Raw genomic sequence first — 22503 nt, forward strand, 5'->3', positions numbered from 1 at the left:
GCGTCTGCCGGTCAGCGCGGGGCCGGCGTTGCCAGCACCGTGATTTCTTCGCGGTCGTGATAAAGCTGCTTCGCGCGGATCGTCAGCGGCCGTTGTGCCTGCTGCGCGAACAGGTCGAGGCACAGCTGGGTTTCCTGCCAGCGCTTTTTCATCGGCAGCTTCAGGTTGAAGATGGCGTGCCGGCACCAGCCTTCGCGCAGCCAGGTGGCCATGCGCTCGGCAACCCGGCGCGGCTGTTCCACCATGTCGCAGACCATCCAGTCCAGCGCCTGCTTGGGTTGCCAGGTAAAGCCATCGGCGCGCAAATGTTCCACCATGCCGGTATCCATCACGTGCTCGCGCAGCGGGCCGTTGTCGATGGCTTGCACGCGCAGTCCGTGGCGGGTGAGGACCCAGGTCCAGCCGCCTGGCGCAGCGCCAAGGTCGGCGGCGCGCATGTGTTCGCGCAGCAGCGATGCGCGTTCGCGCTCGTCCAGCAGCACCAATAGCGCTTCTTCCAGCTTCAGTGCCGAGCGGGAGGGCGCGTCGGCATGCATGCGCAGGCGTGGGATGCCCAGCGGCCACGGCGAGCTGTCGGCGGGATCGCCGCAGGCCAGCAGCGCGTGATTGCCCGCGACGATGCAGACGTGCAGGCGCGGTAGTCGCGGATTGTCCTGCGCGGTCAGCATGCCGGCCTTGCGCAGCGCCGGGCGCAGTGCATTGCCAAGGCTGCGCGCCAGCCCGGCCAAGGGCTTTCCGCTGTCGGAGTCCGGGTGTTCGGTGAGCAGTTCGCCAAACCTGGGCTGGCCGCGCAGGGCTTCCAGCATCGGCGTGATGCGGTCGCTGGTATCGAGGTCCTTCAGTTCGGCAAGCAGGCGCAGTTTTTGCCGAGCGAAGATCAGGTCGCGAAACGGCAACGCCTTCGTCAAGGCCTCGGCATTCTCGCAGGCGAAGAGGACATGGCCGCTGTCGCGCTGGGTGCGCGCGTAGCCGGCGAAACCCGCTTGCGCGGCGCGGTCGGTGAATTCGGCCGCGAGCTCCGGCTCGAAGCCCTGGCGGCAGTACCCCAGCAACCCGTCAATAATTCGGCCCGCCGAGTTCGCCGTAGGCTTTCAGTACCGCGCGGGCGGCGTCGCGCTCGAGATCGCGCACGACTTCTATCCCGCGCTTGTGCAATTCGCCAATCCAGTCCGCCGGCAGCGGGCCTTCGTCGAATTCGGTCAACGCCATCACGTCTTCCGAGCGCGCGCCGATCAGCAGGCGGTCGATGCCGGCCCACATGGTGGCGCCGTAGCACTGGCAGCAGGGCTGCGCGGAGGTGGCCAGGGTGACCGGGCCGCCCAGTTCGTTGAGGCGGAACTGTTGCAGGCGCTGCTGCGCCAGCATGTAGGCCATGGTTTCGGCGTGCGCCAGCGAGCAGCTCTGGCGCACCACGCGGTTGACGCCGACCGCGATCAGCTGGTCCTGCGCGCTGAACACCGCCGCGCCAAACGGGCCGCCGCTCTGGCGCTCGACGTTGTGGCGCGACAGCTCGATGGCGAACGCGACCTTGGCCGCATCGGTCGTGAAGTCGCGCCCGGCGACGTCGAGCTCCAGCACCCAGATCGGCAGGGTGAGGTGCAGTTGCGCGGGCAGCGGCATCGCCATCGAGTCAGCCTTTCTGCGACCAGGTGTCGCGCAGGGTGACGCTGCGGTTGAACACCGGCGTGCCGGGGGCGTGGTCGTAGCGGTCGGCGACGAAATAGCCCAGGCGTTCGAACTGGAACCCTTGCTCCGGCACCGCGTCGGCTGCTGCGGGCTCCACGTAGCCGGTCACCACGCGACGCGAGCCGGGGTTGAGATAGTCGCGATAGGTCTTGCCGTCTTCCTCGGCGTCCGGATCGGGCACCGTGAACAGGCGGTCGTACAGGCGCACTTCCGCCGCCACCGCGTGCCTGGCGCTGACCCAATGGATGGTGCCCTTCACCTTGCGGTTGGCGCCCTCCATGCCGGGGCGCGAGGCGGGGTCGAGCGTGCAGCGCAGTTCGACCACGCGGCCGGCGGCGTCCTTCACCGCCTCGTCGCAGCGCATGATGCCGGCGCCGCGCAGGCGCACGTCGCCGCCCACGGTCAGGCGCTTGAAGCCCGGCGGCGGCACTTCCTCGAAATCCTCGCGCTCGATCCACAACTCGCGCGAGAACGGGATGCCGCGCTCGCCCAGCGACGCGTCCTTCGGGTGGTTGGCGAAGGTGAGAGTTTCCTCGAAGCCCGCATCGAGGTTGGTCAGCACCACCTTCAGCGGGTCGATCACGGCCATCCGCCGTGGCGCATGCGCGTCGAGGTCGTCGCGCAGCGCGCCTTCCAGGATGGCGATGTCCAGCAGCGAGTTCTGCTTGCTGATGCCCACGCGTTCGACCATCAGCTTGAGCGCGGACGGCGTGTAGCCGCGGCGACGGATGCCTTGCAGGGTGGGCATGCGCGGGTCGTCCCAGCCGTCCACCAGCTGCTCGGTGACCAGGGCCATCAGCTTGCGCTTGCTCATCACCAGGTAGTTGAAGTTCAGCCGCGAGAACTCGATCTGCCGTGGCTTGCCGGCTTCCTTCGGCAGGCCCCTGGCCAGCAGCGGCTCCAGCAGCTCGGGGTTGCCGGCCAGGTCCACGTGGTTCACGCACCAGTCGTACAGCGGGCGGTGGTCCTCGAATTCCAGCGTGCACAGCGAATGGGTGATGCCCTCGACGGCGTCGCCCAGCGCGTGGGCGAAGTCGTACATCGGGTAGATCGGCCAGTCGCTGCCGGTGTTCTGGTGCTCCACGTGCTTGATCCGGTACAGCGCCGGGTCGCGCAGGTTCATGTTGCCGCTGGCCATGTCGATCTTCGCGCGCAGCGTGCGCGCGCCGTCCGCGAACTCGCCCGCGCGCATGCGCCGGAAGAGGTCGAGGTTTTCGTCGGCGCTGCGCTCGCGGTAAGGCGAGTTGCGGCCGGGTTCGGTCAGGTTGCCGCGATACTCGCGCACCGCATCGGCATTCAAGTCGCAGACATAGGCGTGGCCGTCGCGGATCAATTTTTCGGCGGCGAGGTAATACACGCCGAAATAGTCGGACGCATGGCGCAGGCTGGCCCACTGGAAGCCGAGCCACTGCACGTCATCCTGGATGGCGCGCACGTATTCGGGGTCTTCGCGGGCCGGGTTGGTGTCGTCCAGGCGCAGGTTGCAGCTGCCGCCGAACTCCGCCGCCACGCCGAAGTCCAGGCAGATCGCCTTGGCGTGGCCGATGTGCAGGTAGCCGTTGGGCTCCGGCGGGAAGCGGGTCTTGATCGACGCATGCTTGCCACTGGCCAGGTCGTCGCGGACGATTTGGCGGATGAAGTCGGTGCGGACGGGGGCGTCCGGGGTGTTCTGAGGCGTAATCGAGGCCACGAGGATGACGTTTTCTGGGTAGTCTCTTAGTGTAGCGGAGGCAGGCTCCGGAAAGAGTTCGTGATCCCCCGTCCACGGCCCCCGGGCCGGCTGTTCAAGGAAGGTCAAATGCGTACGGTTTACGACGCCGCCACGATCGTGGATGCCCATCTGGTGCGGCAGGCGCTGGAAGCGGAGGGTATTCCCGCATTCGTGCGCGGCGAGGCGCTGACGGGCGGCATCGGCGAACTCGGGGTGTTCGGGCTGATCGGCGTGATGGTGCCGGATGCGGCGTGGCCGCAGGCGCGGAAGATCGTGGACGCGCTAGGGTTTGGCGAACAGGCACAGGCTGCGCCGATGCCGGATGGACTGCCGGGCGCACTACCCGCATGACGCCATCGGCACCGCAGTCGCGGCAGGCGGCCAGCGTTGAACTGCTGATCGGCGCGGTCATCATCGGCACCAATGGCCTGATGGTGCGGCTGGCGGCGATGCCGCCAACGGCCGTGGCGTTCTGGCGGATGCTGCTGGCCGGGTTGATGCTGGCCGTGCTGGTCTCGTTGCGGCACGGCTGGCAGCCGCTGTCACGCAAGGCATGGCTGTGGTGCGTGCTGCCGGTGTTGGCGTTCGCGATCGACCTGTGGATATGGCACAAGAGCATCCTGCTGGTGGGGCCGGGGTTGGCCACGCTGTTGGCCAATACCCAGGTGTTTTTCATGGCGCTGGCCGGGGTGTCGTTTTTCGGCGAACGGCTTGGGCTGCGCTTCATCGTTGGCGTGTTGCTGTCGTTTTTCGGGCTGTGGCTGCTGCTGGGAAGCGGCTGGGCAGCGCTGCCCGCGCACTATCGCTGGGGGGTTTGGCTGGGGCTGGGCGCCGGGTTGGCCTATGCCACCTACAACATCGGCATCAAGCGATCGCAGGCAGAGGCGGGCAAGGGGCATGCGCGGGTGCCGGTGGAGCAGGTGCTGTGCATCGCGGCATTCGGCAGCGCACTGTGCCTGGGGCTGATCGGTTGGGCCGAGGGTGAGCAGTTCACCCCGCCGGGGCTGAAGGCGTGGGGCGTGCTGCTGGCGCTGGCGGCGCTGGGCCACTGCCTGAGCTGGGTGTTGATCTCGCGGGCAATGGGCGCGCTGCCGGTGGCGCTGGCGGGCCTGCTGCTGTTGGCGCAACCGATCGTGGCCTACCTGCTGGACGTGGCGCTGTTCGATATCCCGGTGTCGCCCCAGCAGTGGCTGGGGCTCGCGGTCAGCCTGATCGGCATTTTCGTGGCGGGCATGAAGTCGAAGGAAGCGGTTGCCGCGCAGGAGCCGTAAGGCCACCTGCGGCCGGGTCACGGCGCAGGCAGGCGCCGGCTCGCAGGCGCCGGCGCCGGTATCGTCCCGGCGCGATGAGCTGACCCGGCGGCAACCAGCGTCGGCATCGATGCGCACCTGCTGCGCAGGATGCTGCCGCTGCGCGGCCGCATCGGTTGCTCCGCTGGGTCAGTCTGGCGGCAACTGCGCGCGCGCCTGGCGGCCGATGACATCTCCCAGCGATTGCAGGAGATCTTCCAGCGCCGAAGACTTGCGCCAGACCAAGGCGATCCGGCGGTTGGGTGCGGGGGCGGTGAACGGCACCAGCTGAATGCCGTCGGGCTGCACGATGGGCGCATGTACCGACAGCGCCGGCAGCAGGGTGACGCCCACGCCGGACGCCACCATTTGCCGCAGCGTTTCCAGGCTGGTGGCGCGGAAGCCGGATTTTTCCTGCGCGCCGGACAGCCGGCACACATCCAGCGCCTGGTCGCGCAGGCAATGGCCGTCCTCCAGCAGGAGCAGGGTTTCCTCGTTCAGCGCCTCGATGCGCAGCGTCTTTTTCCGCGCCAGCGGATGGCGTGCGGGGACGGCCAGCAGGAAGGGTTCATCGAACAGGAACTGCGCCTGCAATTGCTCGTCATGCAGCGGCAGTGCCAGCAGGGCGGCATCCAGCTTGCCGTCGCGCAGCCGCTGCAGCAGCACGTCGCTCTTTTCCTCGACCAGCAGCAGTTCCAGTTGCGGGAAGCGTTCGCGCAAGCCGGGAATGATATGCGGCAGCAGATAGGGGCCCAGGGTCGGGAACACCCCCAGCCGCAGCGTGCCCGACTCCGGGTCGCGGCTGCGGCGCGCGGATTCCTTCATTTCCTCGACGTCGGCCACGATCCGGCGTGCGCGCTGCACCACGTCCTGGCCGGCTGCAGTCAGCATGATGTTGCGCGGCGCACGCTCGATCAGGGTGACGCCAAGCTCCTCTTCCAGCTTGCGGATCTGGGTGGACAGCGTCGGTTGGCTGACGAAGCAGGCCTCGGCCGCCTGCCCGAAATGGCGCAGGTCGGCCAGCGCGACGAGATACTTGAGGTCGCGCAGGTTCATGGCTCAGGCTGCTTTGGCAACGGCCGGCGCCGAATGGCGGATCAGGAAGTCGAAGGCCGACAACGCCGCCGTGGAACCGCTGCCCATCGCCACCACGATTTGCTTGTACGGTTCGGTGGTGGCATCGCCGGCGGCAAACACCCCGTCGATAGTGGTGTGACCACGATCGTCCACCACGATTTCGCCGCGCGGACTGAGCTCGAGCGCCCCCTTCAGCCATTCGGTATTGGGCAGCAGGCCGATCTGCACGAAGCAGCCTTCCACATCCAGCCGCTGCGCCTGGCCGGTGCTGCGGTCGGTGAACGCGATGCCCGCCAGCTTGCCGTCCTTGCCAAGCATCTCGGTAGTCTGTGCGTTCACGTGCACCGCCGTATTCGGCATGCTGCGCAGCTTGCGCTGCAGGACGTCATCCGCGCGCAGCTTGCCGTCGAATTCCAGCACGGTGACGTGTTCGACCACGCCGGCCAGGTCGATCGCGGCCTCGATGCCGGAGTTGCCGCCGCCGATCACCGCCACCCGCTTGCCCTTGAACAACGGGCCGTCGCAGTGCGGGCAGTAGGTCACGCCCTTGTTGCGATGCTCGGCCTCGCCGGGCACGCCGGTCTGGCGCCAGCGGGCGCCGGGGCTGAGGATGACGGCCTTCGCTTGCAGGGTGGCGCCGCTTGCCAGGCGAATGCCGGTCAGGCCGCCGGGTTCCGTCGCCGGAATCAGTGCCTCCGCGCGCTGGTGGGTGATCACCTGCACGCCATAGCTGCGCACATGGGCTTCCAGCGACGCAGCCAGCTTCGGGCCTTCGGTGTATTCCACCGAAGGAAAGTTCTCGATCGCCATGGTGTCCAGCACCTGGCCGCCGAAGCGCTCGGCCACGATGCCGGTGCGGATGCCCTTTCGTGCGGCGTAAATGGCTGCCGCGGCGCCGGCCGGACCCGCGCCGACAATCAGGACGTCGAACGGAGCGGTGTCGTGCAATGCCTCCGCGGCACGCGCAGCGGCGCCGGTGTCGAGCTTGGCGAGAATCTGCTCGATGCTCAGGCGGCCACCGTCGAATTCCGCACCGTTGAGATACACGGTGGGCACCGACAGGATTTCCTTCGCCTCCACTTCGGCCTGGAACAGCGCGCCGTCGATGGCGACGTGCCTGATGCGTGGATTCAGCACGCTCATCGCGTTCAGCGCCTGCACCGTGTCCGGGCAGCTCTGGCAATGCAGCGACATGAAGGTCTCGAAGCGGTAGTCGCCCGGCAGGTTGCGCACCTGCTGCGCCAGCGCCTCGTCGATCTTCACTGGATGGCCGCCGACCTGCAGCAGCGCCAGCACCAGCGAAGTGAATTCGTGGCCCAGTGGGATGCCGGCAAAGCCGACGGCGACGTCGCTGCCTGCGCGGCGGATCTGGAAGGACGGGGTGCGCGCGTCATTGCCGGTGGCGCGGGTGATCTTGGACGACAGTGCGGCGATGTCGGCCAGCAGCGCATCCAGCTCGCGCGACGCGTCCGAATCGTCCAGCGACGCGATCAACTCGATCGGTTGCTGCAGCTTTTCCAGATACGCGGCGAGTTGGGATTTGAGGGCGGCATCCAGCATGGTTGTCTCCGTCGGTGCAACAAGGTGGGATGAGACAGGCGTTCCGCGCGGCGGGCGGAGGCCGGGAAGAAAGGGTTGCGTGGAGCCGACGCAGCGCATCGGCTCACCGCAGCCCTCTCCCGCAGGGGAGAGGGGCGGCTGAGGTCAGATCTTGCCGACCAGGTCCAGCGACGGCGCGATGGTCTTGGCGCCTTCCTTCCACTTCGCCGGGCACACCTCGCCGCTGTGGCTGGCCACGTACTGGGCCGCCTGCAGCTTGCGCACGGTCTCGCTGACGTCGCGCGCGATCGCGTTGTCATGCACTTCCATGGTCTTGATGATGCCGTCCGGGTTGATCACGAAGGTGCCGCGCAGGGCCAGGCCTTCTTCCGGGATGTGCACGCCGAAGGCATTGGTCAGCTGGTGGGTCGGGTCGCCGACCAGCGGGAACCTGGCCTTGCCCACCGCCGGCGAGGTCTCGTGCCACACCTTGTGGCTGAAGTGGGTGTCGGTGGTGACGATGTAGACCTCGGCGCCGGCCTTCTGGAACTCGGCGTAATGCTCGGCGGCGTCTTCGATCTCGGTCGGGCAGTTGAAGGTAAAGGCCGCCGGCATGAAGATCACCACCGACCACTTGCCCTTCATGTCGGCGTCGGTGACTTCGATGAACTTGCCGTTGTGGAACGCATTGGCCTTGAACGGCTGGATTTGGGTGTTGATCAGGGACATGGACGGCTCTCCGTGGTTGGGTGGGTGGATCGAATGGCGCTAGGTTAGGCTGCGCCTATCAATATTTGAAGTTGATTATTTGGATACTATTGATAGATGTGGCCTATCGAAATAAATGCAAGTCCCTTGCGCGTTCGCGGCGCCTGGCTACCATCGTCGGATGATTGACCACCCGCCCACCGTCGCTGGCCTGCTGGCCCGCGCGCGTGCCGTGATCGAGCCTGCCGATGCCGACATCCTGCTGGCACATGCGCTGGGTCGCGCCAGAAGCTGGCTGTTCGCGCATGCCGATGATCCGCTGGCCCGGGGCGATGCGGAGCGGTTCGATGGATTGCTGCAGCGGCGCATTGCCGGCGAGCCGGTGGCGTATTTGACCGGTACGCGCGGCTTCTGGACGCTGGACCTGGCGGTGACCCCGGCCACCCTGGTGCCGCGCCCGGAAACCGAACTGCTGGTGGACGTGGCGCTGGCGCGCATTCCTGCGGCGACGACGGCACGGCTGGCCGACCTGGGAACCGGCAGTGGCGCCATTGCGCTGGCGCTGGCGAAAGAGCGCCCGCGCGCACAGGTCGTGGCCACGGATGCCAGCGCTGCCGCGTTGGAGGTGGCGCGCGGCAACGCGGTGCGCAACGGCATCGGCAACGTCGAGTTCCGCCAGGGAGATTGGCTGGCAGCCCTGGCCAGCGAGACATTCGACCTGATCGCCAGCAATCCGCCCTATATCGCCGACGGCGACCCGCATCTGACCCAGGGCGATCTGCGCTTCGAGCCGGCCATGGCGCTGTCTTGCGGGGTCGACGGATTGAATGCGATCCGCACCATCGCGGCGGGCGCGCCCAGGTCCCTGAATGCCGGCGGCTGGCTGTTGCTGGAACACGGGCTTGAGCAAGGCGCGGCGGTGCGGGCGCTGCTTGCGCAGGCGGGTTTGGTGGCGGTGGAGACCGTGCAGGATCTCGAGGCACGCGATCGGGTGACCTTGGGAAAAGCGCCGGGCTGAAGGATTGGAGTCGGCGCCACGCGGGTTGGTCCTCAACCCTGCGGCGCGCAACTTACAATGCGGGTTTTCCGGCAGGACGCTCGCCATGCGCACGCTGTATCCAGACATCACCCCGTACCAGACCGGCATGCTCAAGGTCGATGCCTGTCACACCCTGTACTGGGAAGAGTGCGGCAATCCGGCCGGCAAGCCGGTGGTGCTGCTGCACGGTGGGCCGGGCGGCGGCTGCAGCGACAACATGCGCCGCTTCCACGACCCGGCCAAGTACCGCATCGTGCTGTTCGACCAGCGCGGCGCAGGCCGCAGCACCCCGCACGCGGATTTGACCGGCAACACCACCTGGGATCTGGTGGCCGACATCGAGGCGCTGCGCGAGCATCTGGGCATCGAGCGGTGGCAGGTGTTCGGCGGCAGCTGGGGCTCAACGCTGGCGCTGGCGTATGCCGAAACCCATCCGCTGCGGGTCACGGAACTGGTGTTGCGCGGAATCTTCCTGCTGCGCCGCTGGGAGCTGGAGTGGTTCTACCAGGAGGGCGCGTCGCGTCTGTTCCCGGATGCGTGGCAACACTACCTGGACGCGATTCCGGCGGTGGAGCGCTGCGACCTGATCTCGGCCTATTACCGGCGCCTGACCTCGGACAACGAGGCAACCCGGCTGGCCGCGGCCAAGGCCTGGAGTATCTGGGAAGGGGCGACCAGCTACCTGCACATCGACCCGGATTACGCCACCAGCCACGGTGATCCGAAATTCGCACTGGCATTTGCGCGGATCGAAAACCATTACTTCGTCAATGGCGGCTTTTTCGACGTGGAAGGCCAGCTGTTGCGCGATGCGCACAGGATTGCCGATATCCCCGGGGTGATCGTGCACGGCCGCTACGACGTGGTCTGCCCGATCCAGAATGCGTTCGACCTGCACAAGGCATGGCCGAAAGGGGAGCTGCGGGTCAGCGCAGCCTCCGGGCATTCGGCATTCGAGGCGGAAAACGTGGCGGCGCTGGTGGCGGCGACGGATCGGTTCGCTGCGGGCTGAACCTCATCCCGCCGGGCTTCCATCCGGGTTGTGGTCGATCATCCACAGCCCGGCCCACAGCTTGAGGTCCAGTTCGTAGCCTTCGGCCTGCTTGCGCATCAACCACGCCGGCGCATCGCCGCGCGGCACCGTGTGGACGATGATGTTTTCGTCGTCGATGCCGCCACCGTCGCCCACCCGCACCAGCTCGCGGGCGCGCACGAAGGCGATGCGTTCATTGCTCATCCCGGACGAGGTTGGGCCGGTCAGCAGGACTTCGACCTTGCCCGGCGCCCAGCCGGTCTCTTCGATCAATTCGCGGCGTGCGGCATCCAGCAGGGTGTCCTGCGCATGGTCGTCACCCACCAGGCCGGCCGGCATTTCGATGGTGCGCGCGCCCAGCGGAACGCGAAACTGTTCGACGAACAGCACGTCGTCGTCCGGCGTCACCGCGATCACGATCACCGCCATGCCTTGCGCATGCGTGCGCTCACAGGACTCCCAATGGCCGATGCGCACCAGCCGCAGCCACTGGCCTTCGTACAGGGTCTGTTTGAGATTGCTCATGCGCCGATGCTAGCGCAGACGCGTGTCAGGACAATCGGGGCAATGGCGCCAGCCGAGGGGGGCACGTTCGAGCGCGCCATGGCTGCGCTACAGGCCGGCCGCGTCGGTCAGCCGCTTGCGCGTCATCGGACCGAACTTCACCCAATCGGCCAGCGCGGCCAGTTCGTCGGCATCGCCCGCGCCGCGCTTGAAGTCGCCGTCGGGCAGCGGGGCATCCAGCGCAATCGTGGTCAGCTGCCGCCACAGGCGTGCCTGCTGGTGCTGCTCGCGCAGCTTGACCGCCAGCTGCGCCGCCCCGCGCAGGCGCAGGAACGGGACTTCGTCGATGCGCGCCAGCAGCGCGTCCAGCGTGCCGAAGTGGGCCAGCAGGATCGCAGCCGACTTCGGGCCGATCCCGCTCACGCCGGGAATGTTGTCCACCGCATCGCCTGTCAACGCAAGGTAATCGGCAATCTGGTACGCGTGCACGCCGTGCCGCGCCTTCACGCCGGCCGTGCCCCAGCGCTGCGCCTTGGCGTAGTCGAACTGCTCGTCGGAACCGTGCAACAGCTGCGACAGGTCCTTGTCGGCGGACACGATCACGCTGCGGAAGCCGTTGCCGCGCGCGCGCCGGGCCGCGCTGCCGATCAGGTCGTCCGCCTCGTATTCCACATGCGCCAGCGTGACCAGGCCCAGCGCCTTGCACAGCGCCTTGCACCAGGCGAATTGCCGGCGCAGTTCCGGCGGCGCCGGGCCGCGATTGGCCTTGTAGTCCGGGTACAGCGCATTGCGAAAGCAGGAATCCAGCGCTTCGTCGAAGGCCACCGCGACGTGTTGCGGGCGCTCGCGCTCCAGCAGGTCCAGCAGGAAGCGGGCGAAGCCATGCACGGCATTGGTCGGCCAGCCATCGGCATCGTGGAATTCGTCCGGCATCGAATGCCAGGCGCGGAACACGTACAGCGAGGCGTCCACCAGATGCAGGGTTGGCATGGCAGTCGCGTTCATGCGGGAGCCCAGTCGGAGAGCAGCGCAGCTGCGTCCGGGCGCTCGCGTTCCGGCACGGCCACCTGTGCGGTGCCGATGGCAATCGTGCCCACCAGTTGTTCCCCAGCGGAAAAGCCCAGCGTGTGTTCGAGGAACGGGCGGTCATAGGCCAGCCAGCCGGTCAGCCACTGCGCGCCGAAGCCCTCGGCCTGCGCCGCCAGCAGCAGTTGGAAGCAGACGCAGCAAGCACTGGAGAAACGTTCCGAGGCGGGGATTTTTTCATCCGGGCCGGTGCTGGCAATCACCGCGATGGTCAGGGGTGGCTGCAGGAAACGCTTGCGCAACTTCTCCGTCACCGCATCGCCTGCATCCGGGGTGTGTTCGTGCAGGCGCGCAGCGGCGGCGTCGGCCAGCGCGCTCCGGGCCTGTCCGGCAATGCGCAGGAATCGGAACGGAACCCGCTTGCCGTGGTCGGGCACGCGCGCCGCAACCTGCAGCATGCGCAGCAGCCCGGCGGCATCCGGCCCGGGCGCCGCCAGTTGCAGGGTGGGGGTGGAGCGGCGGGCAACAAGCGCATCGAGGGTCAACATCAGCATTCGTCATTGCAGGAAAGCGCCATGGTAGCGGTAGGATGCGGGCAACGAATCGACACGGGGAACGGGCGATGGCGGTGATCGTGGGAGTTGCGCGCGAGACGGCAGCGGGGGAACGCCGGGTGGCGTTGACGCCGGAAACCTGCAGGAAGCTGACGGCAGCGGGGGCCTCGGTGCGCGTGCAGCCTGGCATCGGCAACGGGGCGTTTTTCGCCGATGCGGCGTATGTCGAAGCCGGCGCGCAGCTTGCCGAAGACGCCACCGCGGCCGCCGATCTTGTGCTGTGCGTGCAGCCGCCGGCCAGCGCGGCAATCGCCGACCTGAAGCCCGGCACGGTACTCGTGGGCAGCCTGCAGCCGCAGTCGGACGCGGCGCGCGGCGCGGCGATCCAGGCCGCGGGCATCGTCGCGTTCCCGCTGGAGCGCCTGCCGCGCACCACCCGCGCGCAGGCCATGGACGTGCTCAGCTCGCAGGCGGGCATGGCCGGCTACAAGGCGGTGCTGATCGCCGCCCAGCTGGCGCCGCGCTTCTTCCCCATGCTGACCACGGCGGCCGGCACCATCCGGCCATCGAAGGTGCTGATCGTCGGCGCCGGCGTGGCCGGGCTGCAGGCAATCGCCACTGCCAAACGATTGGGTGCCGCGGTGGAAGGCTTCGACGTGCGCCCGGAAACCCGCGAGCAGATCGAGTCACTTGGCGGCAAGTTCCTGGATCTGGGCGTGTCTGCGGCGGGCGAGGGCGGCTACGCCCGCGCGCTGACCGACGAAGAGCGCGCCGAGCAGCAGCGCCGGCTGGCCGAGCACCTGAAGAACATCGATGTCATCGTGTGCACTGCAGCGGTGCCGGGCCGGCCCGCGCCGAAGATCATCTCGGCGGCGATGGTGGCGGGCATGAAGCCGGGCAGCGTGATCGTCGATCTGGCTGCCGAGACCGGCGGCAATTGCGAACTCACCCAGCCGGGCGAAAACATCGAGGCGGCTGGCGTCATCGTGTCCGGGCCGCTCAACCTGGCGTCGATGGGCGCCCAGCACGCCAGTGAAATGTACGCACGCAACGTCTTCAACTTCGTCAGCCTGTTGCTCAAGGACGGTGCGCTGGCGTTCGACTGGAACGATGAGCTGCTGGCGAAGACGGTATGGCCGGAACGGGCTGCTCCGGCCACCTGATCAATGGTCTTCCCGGCGCTCCGGCGCCGGATGTGCCTTCACCCAGTCAGCGCGCTGCGATGCGCTCATTTGTCGCCAATTGGCCATGAAGGCGGCGCGCGCGTCCTTGTCCATGCCGTGGACGGCATGGAACACGGCGCGTGCTTCATCGCGCTGCGCCGGCGACATTTCTTCCCAGCGTTGCATGCCGTGGCGCGCGCGCTCGCGCTGCGGCTGCGGCATCGACTGCCAGCGCTTGGCGAATTCCATGAACTGCAGCCGTCGATCGGGCTCGCGGTTCCAGCGGTCGCGCACCGGCGCGATCAACAGCTCGCGCTGGGCCGGGCTGAGCTGCTCCCAGGCGGGGAGCGGGTCGGGCTTGGCGTCTTGCGCCGATGCGGCGAAAGGCGCCAGTGCCAGGGCGGCAAGCAGGAGCAGGGACGGGGTCGGGCTTGGCATGGGTCACTCCATCGCCAGCTGGCGAACGTCGGACGATCCCAGCCAAGCGTAAAAATCGGGGTCTTCCTCCAGCAGCACGCTGCTGGGGGCAGTGGGAGGCGTTGCGGCCGGCTGCGCTGCGATTGCAACAGCGGGCGCCAGCGCCGTGGGTGCTGGCTGCGGATACAGGCGCAGGCCGATGGCCAAGGCGCACAGCGTGGCAAAGCCGGCGGCGGCATAGCGCAGACCGTACCCGCGTCGCGCTGTCGTGCCGCGCAGGGCGGCAGTCCGGCGTTGCGCCAGCTGCGCCCGCACCTGCGGCGAAATGCCCGCCAACGCCGCCTGGTGGTGGGCGCGCAGTGCGGCGTCGAATGCGTGGGACTGGGTGCTCATCGAAATTCCTCCAACTGTTTCTGCAGCGCATCGCGGGCGCGCGACAAATGCGTCTTCACCGATCCTTCGCTGCAACCCATCACGCGCGCGGTGTCGGCGACATCGAGTTCTTCCAGGACGCGCAGAGTGAATGCTTCGCGCTGGCGCGTCGGCAGCGCGCGCAAGGCGGCGCTGATGCGGGCCCAGGCTTCGCGACCGTCGTGGTTGCGCGAGGGGTCCGGACCTTCGTCGACCCAGTCCAGCGGTTCGCCATCACGGCCGGTGCTGCCCGGCACCAGCCAGCGCAAGCGGAACAGCCCGCGCCGCTGCATGTCGGTCATGCGATTGCGCAGGATGCTCCAGAACAGCGGGCCCCATTCCGACGCCGGGTGGTTGCGATAGGCCAGCATCTTCATCATGGCGTCCTGCACCGCGTCCAGTGCGTCATCGCGCTGGCGCAGGGTCATTTCCGCAAAACGGAACGCGCGCGCATCGATGCCGCGCAGGAATTCGTCCAGCGTGGCCGGCGGGGCAGGCGTGCCGTCAGGAACGGCCGGATCGGGCTCGATGCTCACGGGCCCAAGCTTAGCGGGGGTCAGCAGCAGCATGGCAAGCGGCGGGGTCCTGGCCGACGCGGGATTGCGCCGGAATGTGGAGGAAACGCATGGCGACAGGATGGGTTGACATGGCGCGCCGGCGCAGGCCGTGTTTATGATGCAGGCAGACAACCCGGGAGGGGTATCGTGGGCGACGGCTTCGTGGCGCTGTACATCTTCATGCTGGCGGCAATTGCCGGCCACGTCATCATTTCGCGGGTGCCGGTGATCCTGCACACGCCGCTGATGTCGGGCAGCAACTTCATCCACGGCATCGTGCTGATCGGCGCCATGGTGGTGCTGGGCGAGGCGCAAACCCCGCTGGAGCAGGCGCTGGGGTTCGTCGCGGTGCTGCTGGGTGCGGGCAATGCCGCCGGCGGTTACGTGGTCACCGAGCGCATGCTGGACATGTTCAAGTCGTCGAAGAAGCCCGGGGGCGCGGCATGAGCGCGATGTTGGTCAAACTGAGCTACTTCGTCGCGGCCACGTTGTTCTTGCTGGGTCTGCAGCGCATGGCCAGCCCCAGGACCGCGCGCAGTGGCATCCAGTGGGCCGGCATCGGCATGCTGATCGCGACCGTCGCCACCTTCTTCCTGCCTGGCTTGCACAATATTGGCCTGATGATCGCGGCCATCGTGATTGGCGTGGGCCTGAACTGGGTTTGGGGCAAGAAGGTCGCGATTACCAACATGCCGCAGATGGTGGCCCTGTTCAACGGCATGGGCGGCGGCAGTGCGGCGGCGATCGGCGCGGTGGAGCTGGTCAAGCTGGCCGGGCAGCCCGGGACACACCAGTTGGTCGGCGTCGCGATGACGACCACCGACGGCGTGACCACGATGCAGTTCGACGTTGCCCTGCCGCTGGCGGTGATCGGTGCGCTGATTGGCGCGGTGTCGCTGACCGGTTCGGCGATTGCCTGGGCCAAGCTCGATGGCCGCATGGACAAGCGCTATGTCTTCCCTGGCCAGCAATGGTTCAACGCCGCCGTGGCCGTGGCGGCCGTTGCCTGCGGGGGAATGGCGTTACTGACCCTGTCACTGCCGTGGATCGCTGCGTTCTTCGTGCTGGCGCTGCTGCTGGGCGTGTTGATGACGCTGCCGATCGGTGGCGCGGACATGCCGGTGGTGATCTCGCTGTACAACGCATTCACCGGACTTGCCGTGGCATTCGAGGGCTATGTGCTGGGCAACGAGGCGTTGATCATCGCTGGCACCATGGTGGGTGCGGCCGGCATGTTGTTGACGCGGCTGATGGCCAAGGCGATGAACCGCAGCATCAAGAACGTGTTGTTCTCCGATTTCGGCGGCAGCAGCGGGGAAATGCAGGCGATTGGCGGGTCGATGAAACCGATCGAGGCCGCCGACGTCGCCGCGATGATGGCCTACGCCGAGCGCGTGGTGATCGTGCCCGGCTACGGCATGGCGGTGGCGCAGGCGCAGCACAAGATCTGGGAGCTGAGCCAGCGCCTGATCGAGCGCGGGGTCAAGGTGAAGTTCGCGATCCACCCGGTGGCCGGGCGCATGCCGGGCCACATGAACGTGCTGCTGGCCGAGGCCGGCGTGCCGTATGACCTGATCGCCGACATGGACGACATCAACCCCGAATTCGCCAATACCGACGTGTCGCTGGTGATCGGCGCCAACGACGTGGTCAACCCGGTGGCCAAGACCGACCCGGCCAGCCCGATCTACGGCATGCCGATCCTGGACGTGGTCAATTCGAAGAACACCATCGTCATCAAGCGCGGCAAGGGCACGGGCTTTGCGGGCATCGAGAACGCGCTGTTCTACGCCGACAACACCCGCATGCTGTACGGCGACGGCGCCGAGATGGCCAGTGCGCTGGTCAGCGAGCTGAAGGCGCTCGACGGCGGCCACTGAGGCCCGCCCACAGCGCCAGCAGCAGGCCGGCGCCAAACAGCACCAGGTCAATGCGGGTGACGGCCAGGCCCAGCAGCAGCCAGACGTAGGCTGGGCCGATTTTCAGCGCCGATTCCCACGGGCGCATGCCGAAGCTCTGGCCGATCTGGCCGGCGGCAATCAGCACGTTGGCCGCCGCCACCACGGCGCCGGTTGCCAGCGTGGCCCATGCTGCGCGCGACATGCCTCTTGGCCAGTCGGCCAGGCGCAGCAGCAGCACCATGTCCACGGCGGCCAGCGGGGCGAGCCAGGCGCATTGGCGGTCCAGCGCCAGTGCCAGCAGCATCCACGCCGCGGCAAAGCCGATGGCGCCAAGCGCCAACAGCGGCAGTGCGTACCAGCGGGGGTGGGAAGTGTCTGGAGCGGGCATGCGTCGGGCTGACAGAGGTCAAGCGGTGGGCGATGATCCCATTGCAGCGGCTGACCGGCAACGTGATTGGGACTAGAATGGTACGGATTCAGCAAGGCGCACCATTCCATGTACTCACGCAGCAGCGAACCCGTCCGTTTCGAGCGCGATTGCGCCGCCGTCCTCGTCCCGCAGGGCGATGAAGTCACCTTGCCCGTCGGCACCGTGGGTTACATCACGCAAGCATTGGGTGGCAGCTGGACGGTGTTCGTGGAAGGCAATCTGATGCGCATCGCCGGCGAAGATGGCGACGCCATCGGCAAGCAGCCTGCGGAGCCGCTGGAATTGCCGGAGGGCGCGACCGACGAGGATGTGGAGCGCGTGGTCTGGGATCAGCTGCGCACCTGCTTTGATCCTGAAATCCCGGTCAACATCGTGGATCTTGGCTTGGTCTATGTCGCCGAGCTGTATCCGCCGGAAGCCGGCGGGCGCGGGGTCAGGGTGCGAATGACGCTCACGGCGCCGGGCTGCGGCATGGGTGAGATCCTGATCGACGACGTGCGCAGCAAGCTGGAGAAAATCCCGACCGTGCAGGACACCGACATCGAGCTGGTGTTCGATCCGCCGTGGAACCAGGGAATGATGTCCGACGTGGCGCGTCTGGAAACCGGGATGTTCTGAAGCGAACCAGCGCACGCCGAGGATGTGCGCTGACGCGTGTTTCCATGACGTTTTGCCCAGACCGCTTCGGTCACATTGTGACGCTTCGCGTCACCGCAAATCTTCGCTGCGTCGCAGCATGGCAGCGCCACAGACCCGCCCCAGGCCGGGTTTTTCGCGCGGCAAACGCGCAAACAGTATCTTCTGAAACTTTGATTTCATTGGAGTTTTGTCTTGCATATAGCCATACGCTATATGCGTATTCCCATTGGTTGTTGCTGAGTGGGGCAATTCCGCCCAATCGTCGCCGATCGCTTGGGTTCTGTTCAGCTTCCCTTGCGACGTTCGCGATGCAAACACACGACGATTGACGTCGGGGGCACGCGGGCGGGAGGTGTCGTTGCTTGTCCAAAGCCGCGTTGCGGCAAACCAACCAACAACCCAGGGGTAATGCCAAGTGATCCGTTCACGTACCGCCAATGTCCTCAGCGCCGCCATCCTGCTTTCGCTCGCCGCCGCCGGCGCGCAGGCGGCCGACAGGTCCGACCTTCACCAGCGCAACATCAACCAGCTGCGCCAGCAATACAGCACCACCACCGCCACCCAGGGCGTGGCCACCATGGCACATCGCCGCCACGAGCAGTTCCTGCGCGCCGACGCCAGCGAAACCCTGCTGATGCGCGCCACGCGTCAGGATCGCGGCATCCGCAATTACCGCTATGACCAAGCCTGGCGCGGCATTCCGATCTTCGGCCAGGGCATCGTGGTCAGCGAAGACCGCGCGGGCAATGTCCGCACCATGTTCGGCAACCAGTTCAGCGGGCTGGAGCGCGATATCGCCTCCACCACGCCGAAGTTCAGCAAGGCCGCGGCGCTGGTCGCCGGCAAGCGCGCCGTGCTGGGCAACGGCATCGCGGGCATGCTGACCAGCAACGAGAAGTCGGATCTGGTGATCTTCATCGACGACGCCGGCCGCGGCCACCTGGCCTACGCGGTGACGTTCTACGCCGATTCGCTGGCCGGCGCGCCCACGCGTCCGATGCTGATGATCGATGCGATCAGCGGCAAGGTCATCAAGCAGTGGGAGAACCTGCAGCACGCGTTGGTGGGAACCGGCCCCGGCGGCAACGCCAAGACCGGGCAGTACGAATACGGCACCAATTACGGGTATCTGGATGTCACCCAGAGCGGTACCACCTGCACCTTGAGCAACAGCAAGGTGAAGACGGTCAACCTCAATGGCGGCACCTCGGGTTCCACCGCGTTCTCGTACACCTGCCCGCGCAACACGGTGAAGGCCATCAACGGCGCGTATTCGCCGATGAATGATGCGCACTACTTCGGCAGCGTGATCTATGACATGTACCAGTCCTACATTGGTCGCCCGCCGTTGACCATCCAGATGGTCATGAAGGTGCATTACAAGTCCAGCTACGAAAACGCGTTCTGGGACGGCACCGCGATGTATTTCGGCGATGGCGCCAGCACGTTCTATCCGCTGGTCAGCCTGGACGTGACCTCGCACGAGATTTCGCATGGGTTCACCGAGCAGAACTCGGGGCTGACCTATTCCGGCCAGTCCGGCGGCATGAACGAGTCGTTCTCCGACATGGCGGGTGAAGCGGCCGAGTACTTCTCGCGCGGCAGCAATGACTGGCAGGTCGGCAAGGACATCTACAAGGGTTCGGGCGCGCTGCGTTACATGAACAACCCGCCGGCCGACGGTGGCTCGATCGACAACGCGGCCGACTACACCAGCAGCATGGACGTGCACTACACCTCCGGCGTGTACAACAAGGCGTTCTACCTGCTGGCGACCAAGGCTGGCTGGAACACCAAGACCGCGTTCCAGGCGTTCGCACGTGCCAATGATCTGTACTGGACGGCCAGCAGCACCTTCAACCAGGGTGCGTGCGGCGTGCAGACTGCAGCGGCCGACCTCGGGTTCTCCGTGGCCGACGTCACCTCGGCGTTCGCCGGCGTGGGCGTGAGCTGCGCGGGTGGCGGCGGTGGCGGTGGCGGCAGCACCGGTGGCGCGTTGACCAAGGGCGTCACGGTCAGTGGCTTGTCGGCCAGCACTGGCAGCGAAGTGGTCTATACCCTGCAGGTGCCGTCGGGTGCCAGCAACCTGGTCTTCACCATGTCCGGTGGCACCGGCGATGCCGACATGTACGTCAAGTTCGGCAGCACGCCGACCGACAGCTCCTACGACTGCCGCCCGTACAAGTCCGGCAATGCCGAAAGCTGCACCATCGCGGCGCCCTCGGCCGGCACCTACTACGTGCGGATGAAGGCGTATTCGGCGTTCTCCGGGGTCAGCCTGCTGGGTGACTACAGCACCGGTGGCGGCGGTGGCGGTGGCAGCACCACCACCAATTTGCCGACGGTGAGCAGCGGCAGCTGGTCTTCGACCTACACGATGGCCGTGGCTGCCGGAAAGACCGCCACCATCGCGATCTCCGGCGGCACCGGCGATGCCGACCTGTACGTGCAGTCCGGCAGCGCGCCGACCACCAGCAGCTACACCTGCCGCCCGTACCTGTCCGGCAACAACGAGACCTGCACGCTGAAGCCGACCACCGCGACCACCTACTACATCAAGGTGCGCGCGTATTCGACCTTCTCCGGCGTGGTGCTGACGACCGGCACCAACTGATCGGTTTCCAAAAACCAGTGGTGTTGAAACTGGAACCCCGGCTTCGGCCGGGGTTTTTTTGTCCGGGAATTGTCGTCGCGCGAATGCCGGCCCGGTGTGCGAGGCCCTGGCTTGCTCAGTCAGTGGTTTCGAAGCGATTGGCCTCGACGTTCTTGCGCACCTTCAGCGGGTCCCAGATGCGCCCGTTCATGGCGATGTACACGCCATCGGGCAGCGACTGCACCGCACCGATCGCGCAGCCGATGTTGAATTCGGCGTCCGAGCCGCGGAAGCGCGCCGGGCTGAGTGCCCCGGTCATGACGATGGTCTTGCCCGGGATGGATTGCAGCACCTTGCCGGTGGCCACCATCGAGTCGGTGCCGTGGGTGACCAGCACGTGGCGGGTAGGCTGGGCGGCGATGGTGGCGCGGATCAGTTCGCGGTCGTCGTCGGTGATGTGCAGCGAGTCCTTGCGCAGGATCGGGATCACGTTGAAGCGGAAGGTCACGCCGAGTTCGCGCAGGATCATGCCGATCTGCGGCTCGCCGATCTGGTAATCGGACTTGTCATCGAAGTAGATCTTGTCGATGGTGCCGCCGGTGGTGACGATGAGTAGATTGTCCATGCGCGCATTTTCCGCTGAATGTCGGGGGGATGGAACCCGGCCTATGGAAACGTGGCCAGTGCCTTGCGCAGCGGGTCGAGCAGCGTGCCGTAAGCCCGCGCACGCGCGGTGTCGCCGCGCAGTGGCTGGCGTACCTGCGCGGCGCTGGCGGTGCGCACGCTGCGCTGGGCCAGGTGGAAGTCCAGGCTGGCCGGGTCGAACGCCAGCCCGCAGTCGTCCAGCAGGGCATGGATGCGGTCCTCCGGCATCGCCAACAGTGCTTCGTAGTGATGCAAGTGGATGCGCGTCGGGGCGCGCGTGCGCCAGATGTCCATGGCGCGCTGGCTTACCTGCAGGACGGTGGCGATGTCGTGCAGATCGTTGGCGAAGTGCGGCTGGCTGTAGAACTGCTGCTTGAAGCACGACCAAGCGGTTTCCAGCGGGTCGCGCCGGGTTTCGATCACTGTTGCGGCCGGCAGCATCGCACGCAGGATGCCGGCGTGTTTCCAGTTGTCAGGCTGTTTGTCGGTGAAGCGTGGGCGCCGTGAGCGCCACGCTGCGGTGCGTTGCAGATACGCGTGCCCGAGCCGATGCCAGTCGTCGGGGCCGGCCTGCGCGACCCAGTGCGGGTAGGCGATGCCGAGCCGCTGCGACTCCTGCTGCAGGACGATGCCCAGATCCGGCAACTCGCTTGCGCCTTCGACTTGCGGATGTGCCGCCAGGATTTGTTCGAACAGGGTGGAGCCGGAGCGCGGCAGGCCGACGATGAAAATGACGTCATGGCCAAGGGTTGGATCGACCGGGGCCGGCAGCGCTGCGGATGCGGCAAGCGCCTGCTCGACATAGTGCCAAAATGCCTGCGCGCGCCACGGCGTCAGCCGTTTTTGCAGCGCATTGGCGTCGGCGAACGCCGCAAATGCGGCGTCCAATCGCCCTCGATCTTCTTCCAGCTTGCCCAGCGCGTGTCCCATCGCCACGCGGTCGCTGTCGGCGATGTCGTGTCGCCGCAGTTGCGCCTGCAACAGCGTGGCGTCGGCATCGGCCAATGCCACGGTCTTGATGTTGGACAGTCCGCGCCAGGCGTCGCCGCAGGCCGGGTGCAGGCGCAGCGCGTCGTGGTAGCGCAGGGCGGCGGACTCGAAGCGGCCGGCATGGGTCAGCGCATCCCCCAGTAACAGGAGCGCGGGAAGCAGATCCGGTGCGAGGTTGGTGGCCTGCTCCAAGGCCTCGATGGCGCCTGCAGTTTCACCGCGCTGCTGCAGGTTCCTGCCAAGGTTGAACCAGGCCATCGCCTGGCCCGGGTCCAGCGCGCAGGCGCGTCGCCAACTTGCCAGGGCGGCATCGCCCGCGCCGCAGGCCGACTGCGCCGTGCCCAGGTCGGAGTGCAGCAGGGGGTCAGCGGGCGCCAATGCCAGCGCGCGCTGCAGGGTCGCCATCGCGAGTGGCGCGCGTTGCGTGTGCAACTGCAAGATGGCCAGATAGCGAAGGGGCTCGGGGTGTGCCGGGGCTAGCTGGCAGGCTTGATCGAGCAGGGCGTTTGCGCGCCCGGCATTGCCATCGCGCAGCGCGCGTGCGCCGGCGTGCACCATCGCGGCAACCTCCGGGGCAAGCCCGGCCATGCG

24 protein-coding genes are annotated in these 22503 nt (G+C 67.0%); 9 read left to right on the plus strand and 15 right to left on the minus strand.

Going from position 1 to position 22503, the window contains the following annotated elements:
- Positions 1-11: 11 nt before the first annotated feature.
- Genes rlmM through LIW09_RS02285 form a run of 3 tightly spaced genes read right to left on the minus strand, consistent with a single transcriptional unit; the run spans position 12 to position 3376 of the window.
- Complete coding sequence (rlmM, locus tag LIW09_RS02275) at positions 12-1061, minus strand: 23S rRNA (cytidine(2498)-2'-O)-methyltransferase RlmM (RefSeq protein WP_256647126.1); 1050 nt, start codon at positions 1059-1061, stop codon at positions 12-14.
- A complete protein-coding gene (locus LIW09_RS02280; protein WP_256647127.1) occupies positions 1057-1620 on the minus strand; it encodes a nucleoside deaminase in 564 nt (187 codons plus the stop codon). The genes rlmM and LIW09_RS02280 overlap by 5 nt, the downstream gene beginning before the upstream one ends.
- Positions 1621-1630: 10 nt before the next feature.
- Complete coding sequence (locus LIW09_RS02285) at positions 1631-3376, minus strand: glutamine--tRNA ligase/YqeY domain fusion protein (protein ID WP_256646361.1); 1746 nt, start codon at positions 3374-3376, stop codon at positions 1631-1633.
- A 108-nt stretch (positions 3377-3484) separates the two neighbouring features.
- Here LIW09_RS02285 and LIW09_RS02290 point away from each other — a divergent pair, with 108 nt between their 5' ends.
- Together LIW09_RS02290 and LIW09_RS02295 are read left to right on the plus strand one after the other, a co-directional pair.
- Positions 3485-3748, plus strand: a complete 264-nt coding sequence (locus LIW09_RS02290) for a putative signal transducing protein (RefSeq protein WP_256646362.1) — start codon at positions 3485-3487, stop codon at positions 3746-3748.
- The gene (locus LIW09_RS02295) at positions 3745-4668 is read left to right on the plus strand and encodes a DMT family transporter (protein ID WP_256646363.1); all 924 of its coding nucleotides are present in this window, start codon (positions 3745-3747) and stop codon (positions 4666-4668) included. Before LIW09_RS02290 ends, LIW09_RS02295 begins: the two co-directional genes overlap by 4 nt.
- Positions 4669-4836: 168 nt before the next feature.
- Here LIW09_RS02295 and oxyR read toward each other — a convergent pair whose 3' ends face one another.
- From oxyR to ahpC, 3 genes are all read right to left on the minus strand, one after another.
- Complete coding sequence (gene oxyR, locus LIW09_RS02300) at positions 4837-5742, minus strand: DNA-binding transcriptional regulator OxyR (RefSeq protein ID WP_256646364.1); 906 nt, start codon at positions 5740-5742, stop codon at positions 4837-4839.
- Between the two features lie 3 nt (positions 5743-5745).
- The gene (ahpF, locus tag LIW09_RS02305; RefSeq protein ID WP_256646365.1) at positions 5746-7323 is read right to left on the minus strand and encodes an alkyl hydroperoxide reductase subunit F; all 1578 of its coding nucleotides are present in this window, start codon (positions 7321-7323) and stop codon (positions 5746-5748) included.
- Positions 7324-7467: 144 nt separating this feature from the next.
- Positions 7468-8031, minus strand: coding sequence for an alkyl hydroperoxide reductase subunit C (gene ahpC, locus LIW09_RS02310; protein WP_256646366.1), 564 nt, complete (start codon positions 8029-8031; stop codon positions 7468-7470).
- A 160-nt stretch (positions 8032-8191) separates the two neighbouring features.
- Between ahpC and prmC the strand changes: the two genes are divergently transcribed.
- Both prmC and pip read left to right on the plus strand, forming a co-directional pair.
- Complete coding sequence (gene prmC / locus LIW09_RS02315; RefSeq protein WP_256646367.1) at positions 8192-9028, plus strand: peptide chain release factor N(5)-glutamine methyltransferase; 837 nt, start codon at positions 8192-8194, stop codon at positions 9026-9028.
- Positions 9029-9113: 85 nt separating this feature from the next.
- Positions 9114-10061, plus strand: coding sequence for a prolyl aminopeptidase (gene pip / locus LIW09_RS02320; RefSeq protein WP_256646368.1), 948 nt, complete (start codon positions 9114-9116; stop codon positions 10059-10061).
- 3 nt (positions 10062-10064) lie between these two features.
- Here pip and LIW09_RS02325 read toward each other — a convergent pair whose 3' ends face one another.
- From LIW09_RS02325 to LIW09_RS02335, 3 genes are all read right to left on the minus strand, one after another.
- The gene (locus LIW09_RS02325) at positions 10065-10607 is read right to left on the minus strand and encodes an NUDIX hydrolase (protein WP_256646369.1); all 543 of its coding nucleotides are present in this window, start codon (positions 10605-10607) and stop codon (positions 10065-10067) included.
- Positions 10608-10694: 87 nt separating this feature from the next.
- On the minus strand, positions 10695-11591 hold the full coding sequence (locus LIW09_RS02330) for a 5'-3' exonuclease (RefSeq protein WP_256646370.1): 897 nt from the start codon (positions 11589-11591) through the stop codon (positions 10695-10697).
- Positions 11588-12160 carry a nitroreductase family protein gene (locus LIW09_RS02335; protein WP_256646371.1) on the minus strand — a complete coding sequence of 191 codons (573 nt, stop codon included), beginning with the start codon at positions 12158-12160 and terminating at the stop codon, positions 11588-11590. The genes LIW09_RS02330 and LIW09_RS02335 overlap by 4 nt, the downstream gene beginning before the upstream one ends.
- A 74-nt stretch (positions 12161-12234) precedes the next feature.
- Between LIW09_RS02335 and LIW09_RS02340 the strand changes: the two genes are divergently transcribed.
- Complete coding sequence (locus LIW09_RS02340) at positions 12235-13329, plus strand: NAD(P) transhydrogenase subunit alpha (protein ID WP_256646372.1); 1095 nt, start codon at positions 12235-12237, stop codon at positions 13327-13329.
- On the opposite strand, the gene LIW09_RS02345 is transcribed toward LIW09_RS02340, so the two are convergent.
- From LIW09_RS02345 to LIW09_RS02355, 3 genes are read right to left on the minus strand one after another with little or no spacing between them, the layout of a single operon-like run.
- The gene (locus tag LIW09_RS02345) at positions 13330-13767 is read right to left on the minus strand and encodes a DUF3106 domain-containing protein (RefSeq protein ID WP_256646373.1); all 438 of its coding nucleotides are present in this window, start codon (positions 13765-13767) and stop codon (positions 13330-13332) included.
- A gap of 3 nt (positions 13768-13770) precedes the next feature.
- The gene (locus LIW09_RS02350; RefSeq protein ID WP_256646374.1) at positions 13771-14139 is read right to left on the minus strand and encodes a hypothetical protein; all 369 of its coding nucleotides are present in this window, start codon (positions 14137-14139) and stop codon (positions 13771-13773) included.
- Positions 14136-14726, minus strand: a complete 591-nt coding sequence (locus tag LIW09_RS02355) for an RNA polymerase sigma factor (RefSeq protein ID WP_256646375.1) — start codon at positions 14724-14726, stop codon at positions 14136-14138. Before LIW09_RS02355 ends, LIW09_RS02350 begins: the two co-directional genes overlap by 4 nt.
- A gap of 135 nt (positions 14727-14861) precedes the next feature.
- Here LIW09_RS02355 and LIW09_RS02360 point away from each other — a divergent pair, with 135 nt between their 5' ends.
- On the plus strand, positions 14862-15161 hold the full coding sequence (locus tag LIW09_RS02360; protein ID WP_256646376.1) for an NAD(P) transhydrogenase subunit alpha part 2: 300 nt from the start codon (positions 14862-14864) through the stop codon (positions 15159-15161).
- Positions 15158-16594, plus strand: a complete 1437-nt coding sequence (locus LIW09_RS02365) for an NAD(P)(+) transhydrogenase (Re/Si-specific) subunit beta (protein ID WP_256646377.1) — start codon at positions 15158-15160, stop codon at positions 16592-16594. Before LIW09_RS02360 ends, LIW09_RS02365 begins: the two co-directional genes overlap by 4 nt.
- On the opposite strand, the gene LIW09_RS02370 is transcribed toward LIW09_RS02365, so the two are convergent.
- On the minus strand, positions 16560-17003 hold the full coding sequence (locus LIW09_RS02370; protein ID WP_256646378.1) for a hypothetical protein: 444 nt from the start codon (positions 17001-17003) through the stop codon (positions 16560-16562). The two genes, LIW09_RS02365 and LIW09_RS02370, sit on opposite strands and share 35 nt — an antisense overlap.
- 108 nt (positions 17004-17111) lie before the next feature.
- On the opposite strand from LIW09_RS02370, the gene sufT reads away from it, so the two are divergent.
- Complete coding sequence (sufT, locus tag LIW09_RS02375; RefSeq protein ID WP_256646379.1) at positions 17112-17663, plus strand: putative Fe-S cluster assembly protein SufT; 552 nt, start codon at positions 17112-17114, stop codon at positions 17661-17663.
- Positions 17664-18099: 436 nt separating this feature from the next.
- Positions 18100-20298 carry a M4 family metallopeptidase gene (locus LIW09_RS12665; protein ID WP_275114555.1) on the plus strand — a complete coding sequence of 733 codons (2199 nt, stop codon included), beginning with the start codon at positions 18100-18102 and terminating at the stop codon, positions 20296-20298.
- A gap of 115 nt (positions 20299-20413) precedes the next feature.
- On the opposite strand, the gene LIW09_RS02390 is transcribed toward LIW09_RS12665, so the two are convergent.
- Both LIW09_RS02390 and LIW09_RS02395 read right to left on the minus strand, forming a co-directional pair.
- On the minus strand, positions 20414-20902 hold the full coding sequence (locus LIW09_RS02390) for an asparaginase domain-containing protein (protein WP_256646380.1): 489 nt from the start codon (positions 20900-20902) through the stop codon (positions 20414-20416).
- A 41-nt stretch (positions 20903-20943) separates the two neighbouring features.
- A complete protein-coding gene (locus tag LIW09_RS02395) occupies positions 20944-22500 on the minus strand; it encodes a tetratricopeptide repeat-containing sulfotransferase family protein (protein WP_256646381.1) in 1557 nt (518 codons plus the stop codon).
- Between the last annotated feature and the right edge of the window lie 3 nt (positions 22501-22503).

The organism is Thermomonas paludicola (assembly GCF_024498955.1).
GTDB classification, from domain to species: Bacteria; Pseudomonadota; Gammaproteobacteria; order Xanthomonadales; family Xanthomonadaceae; genus Thermomonas; species Thermomonas paludicola.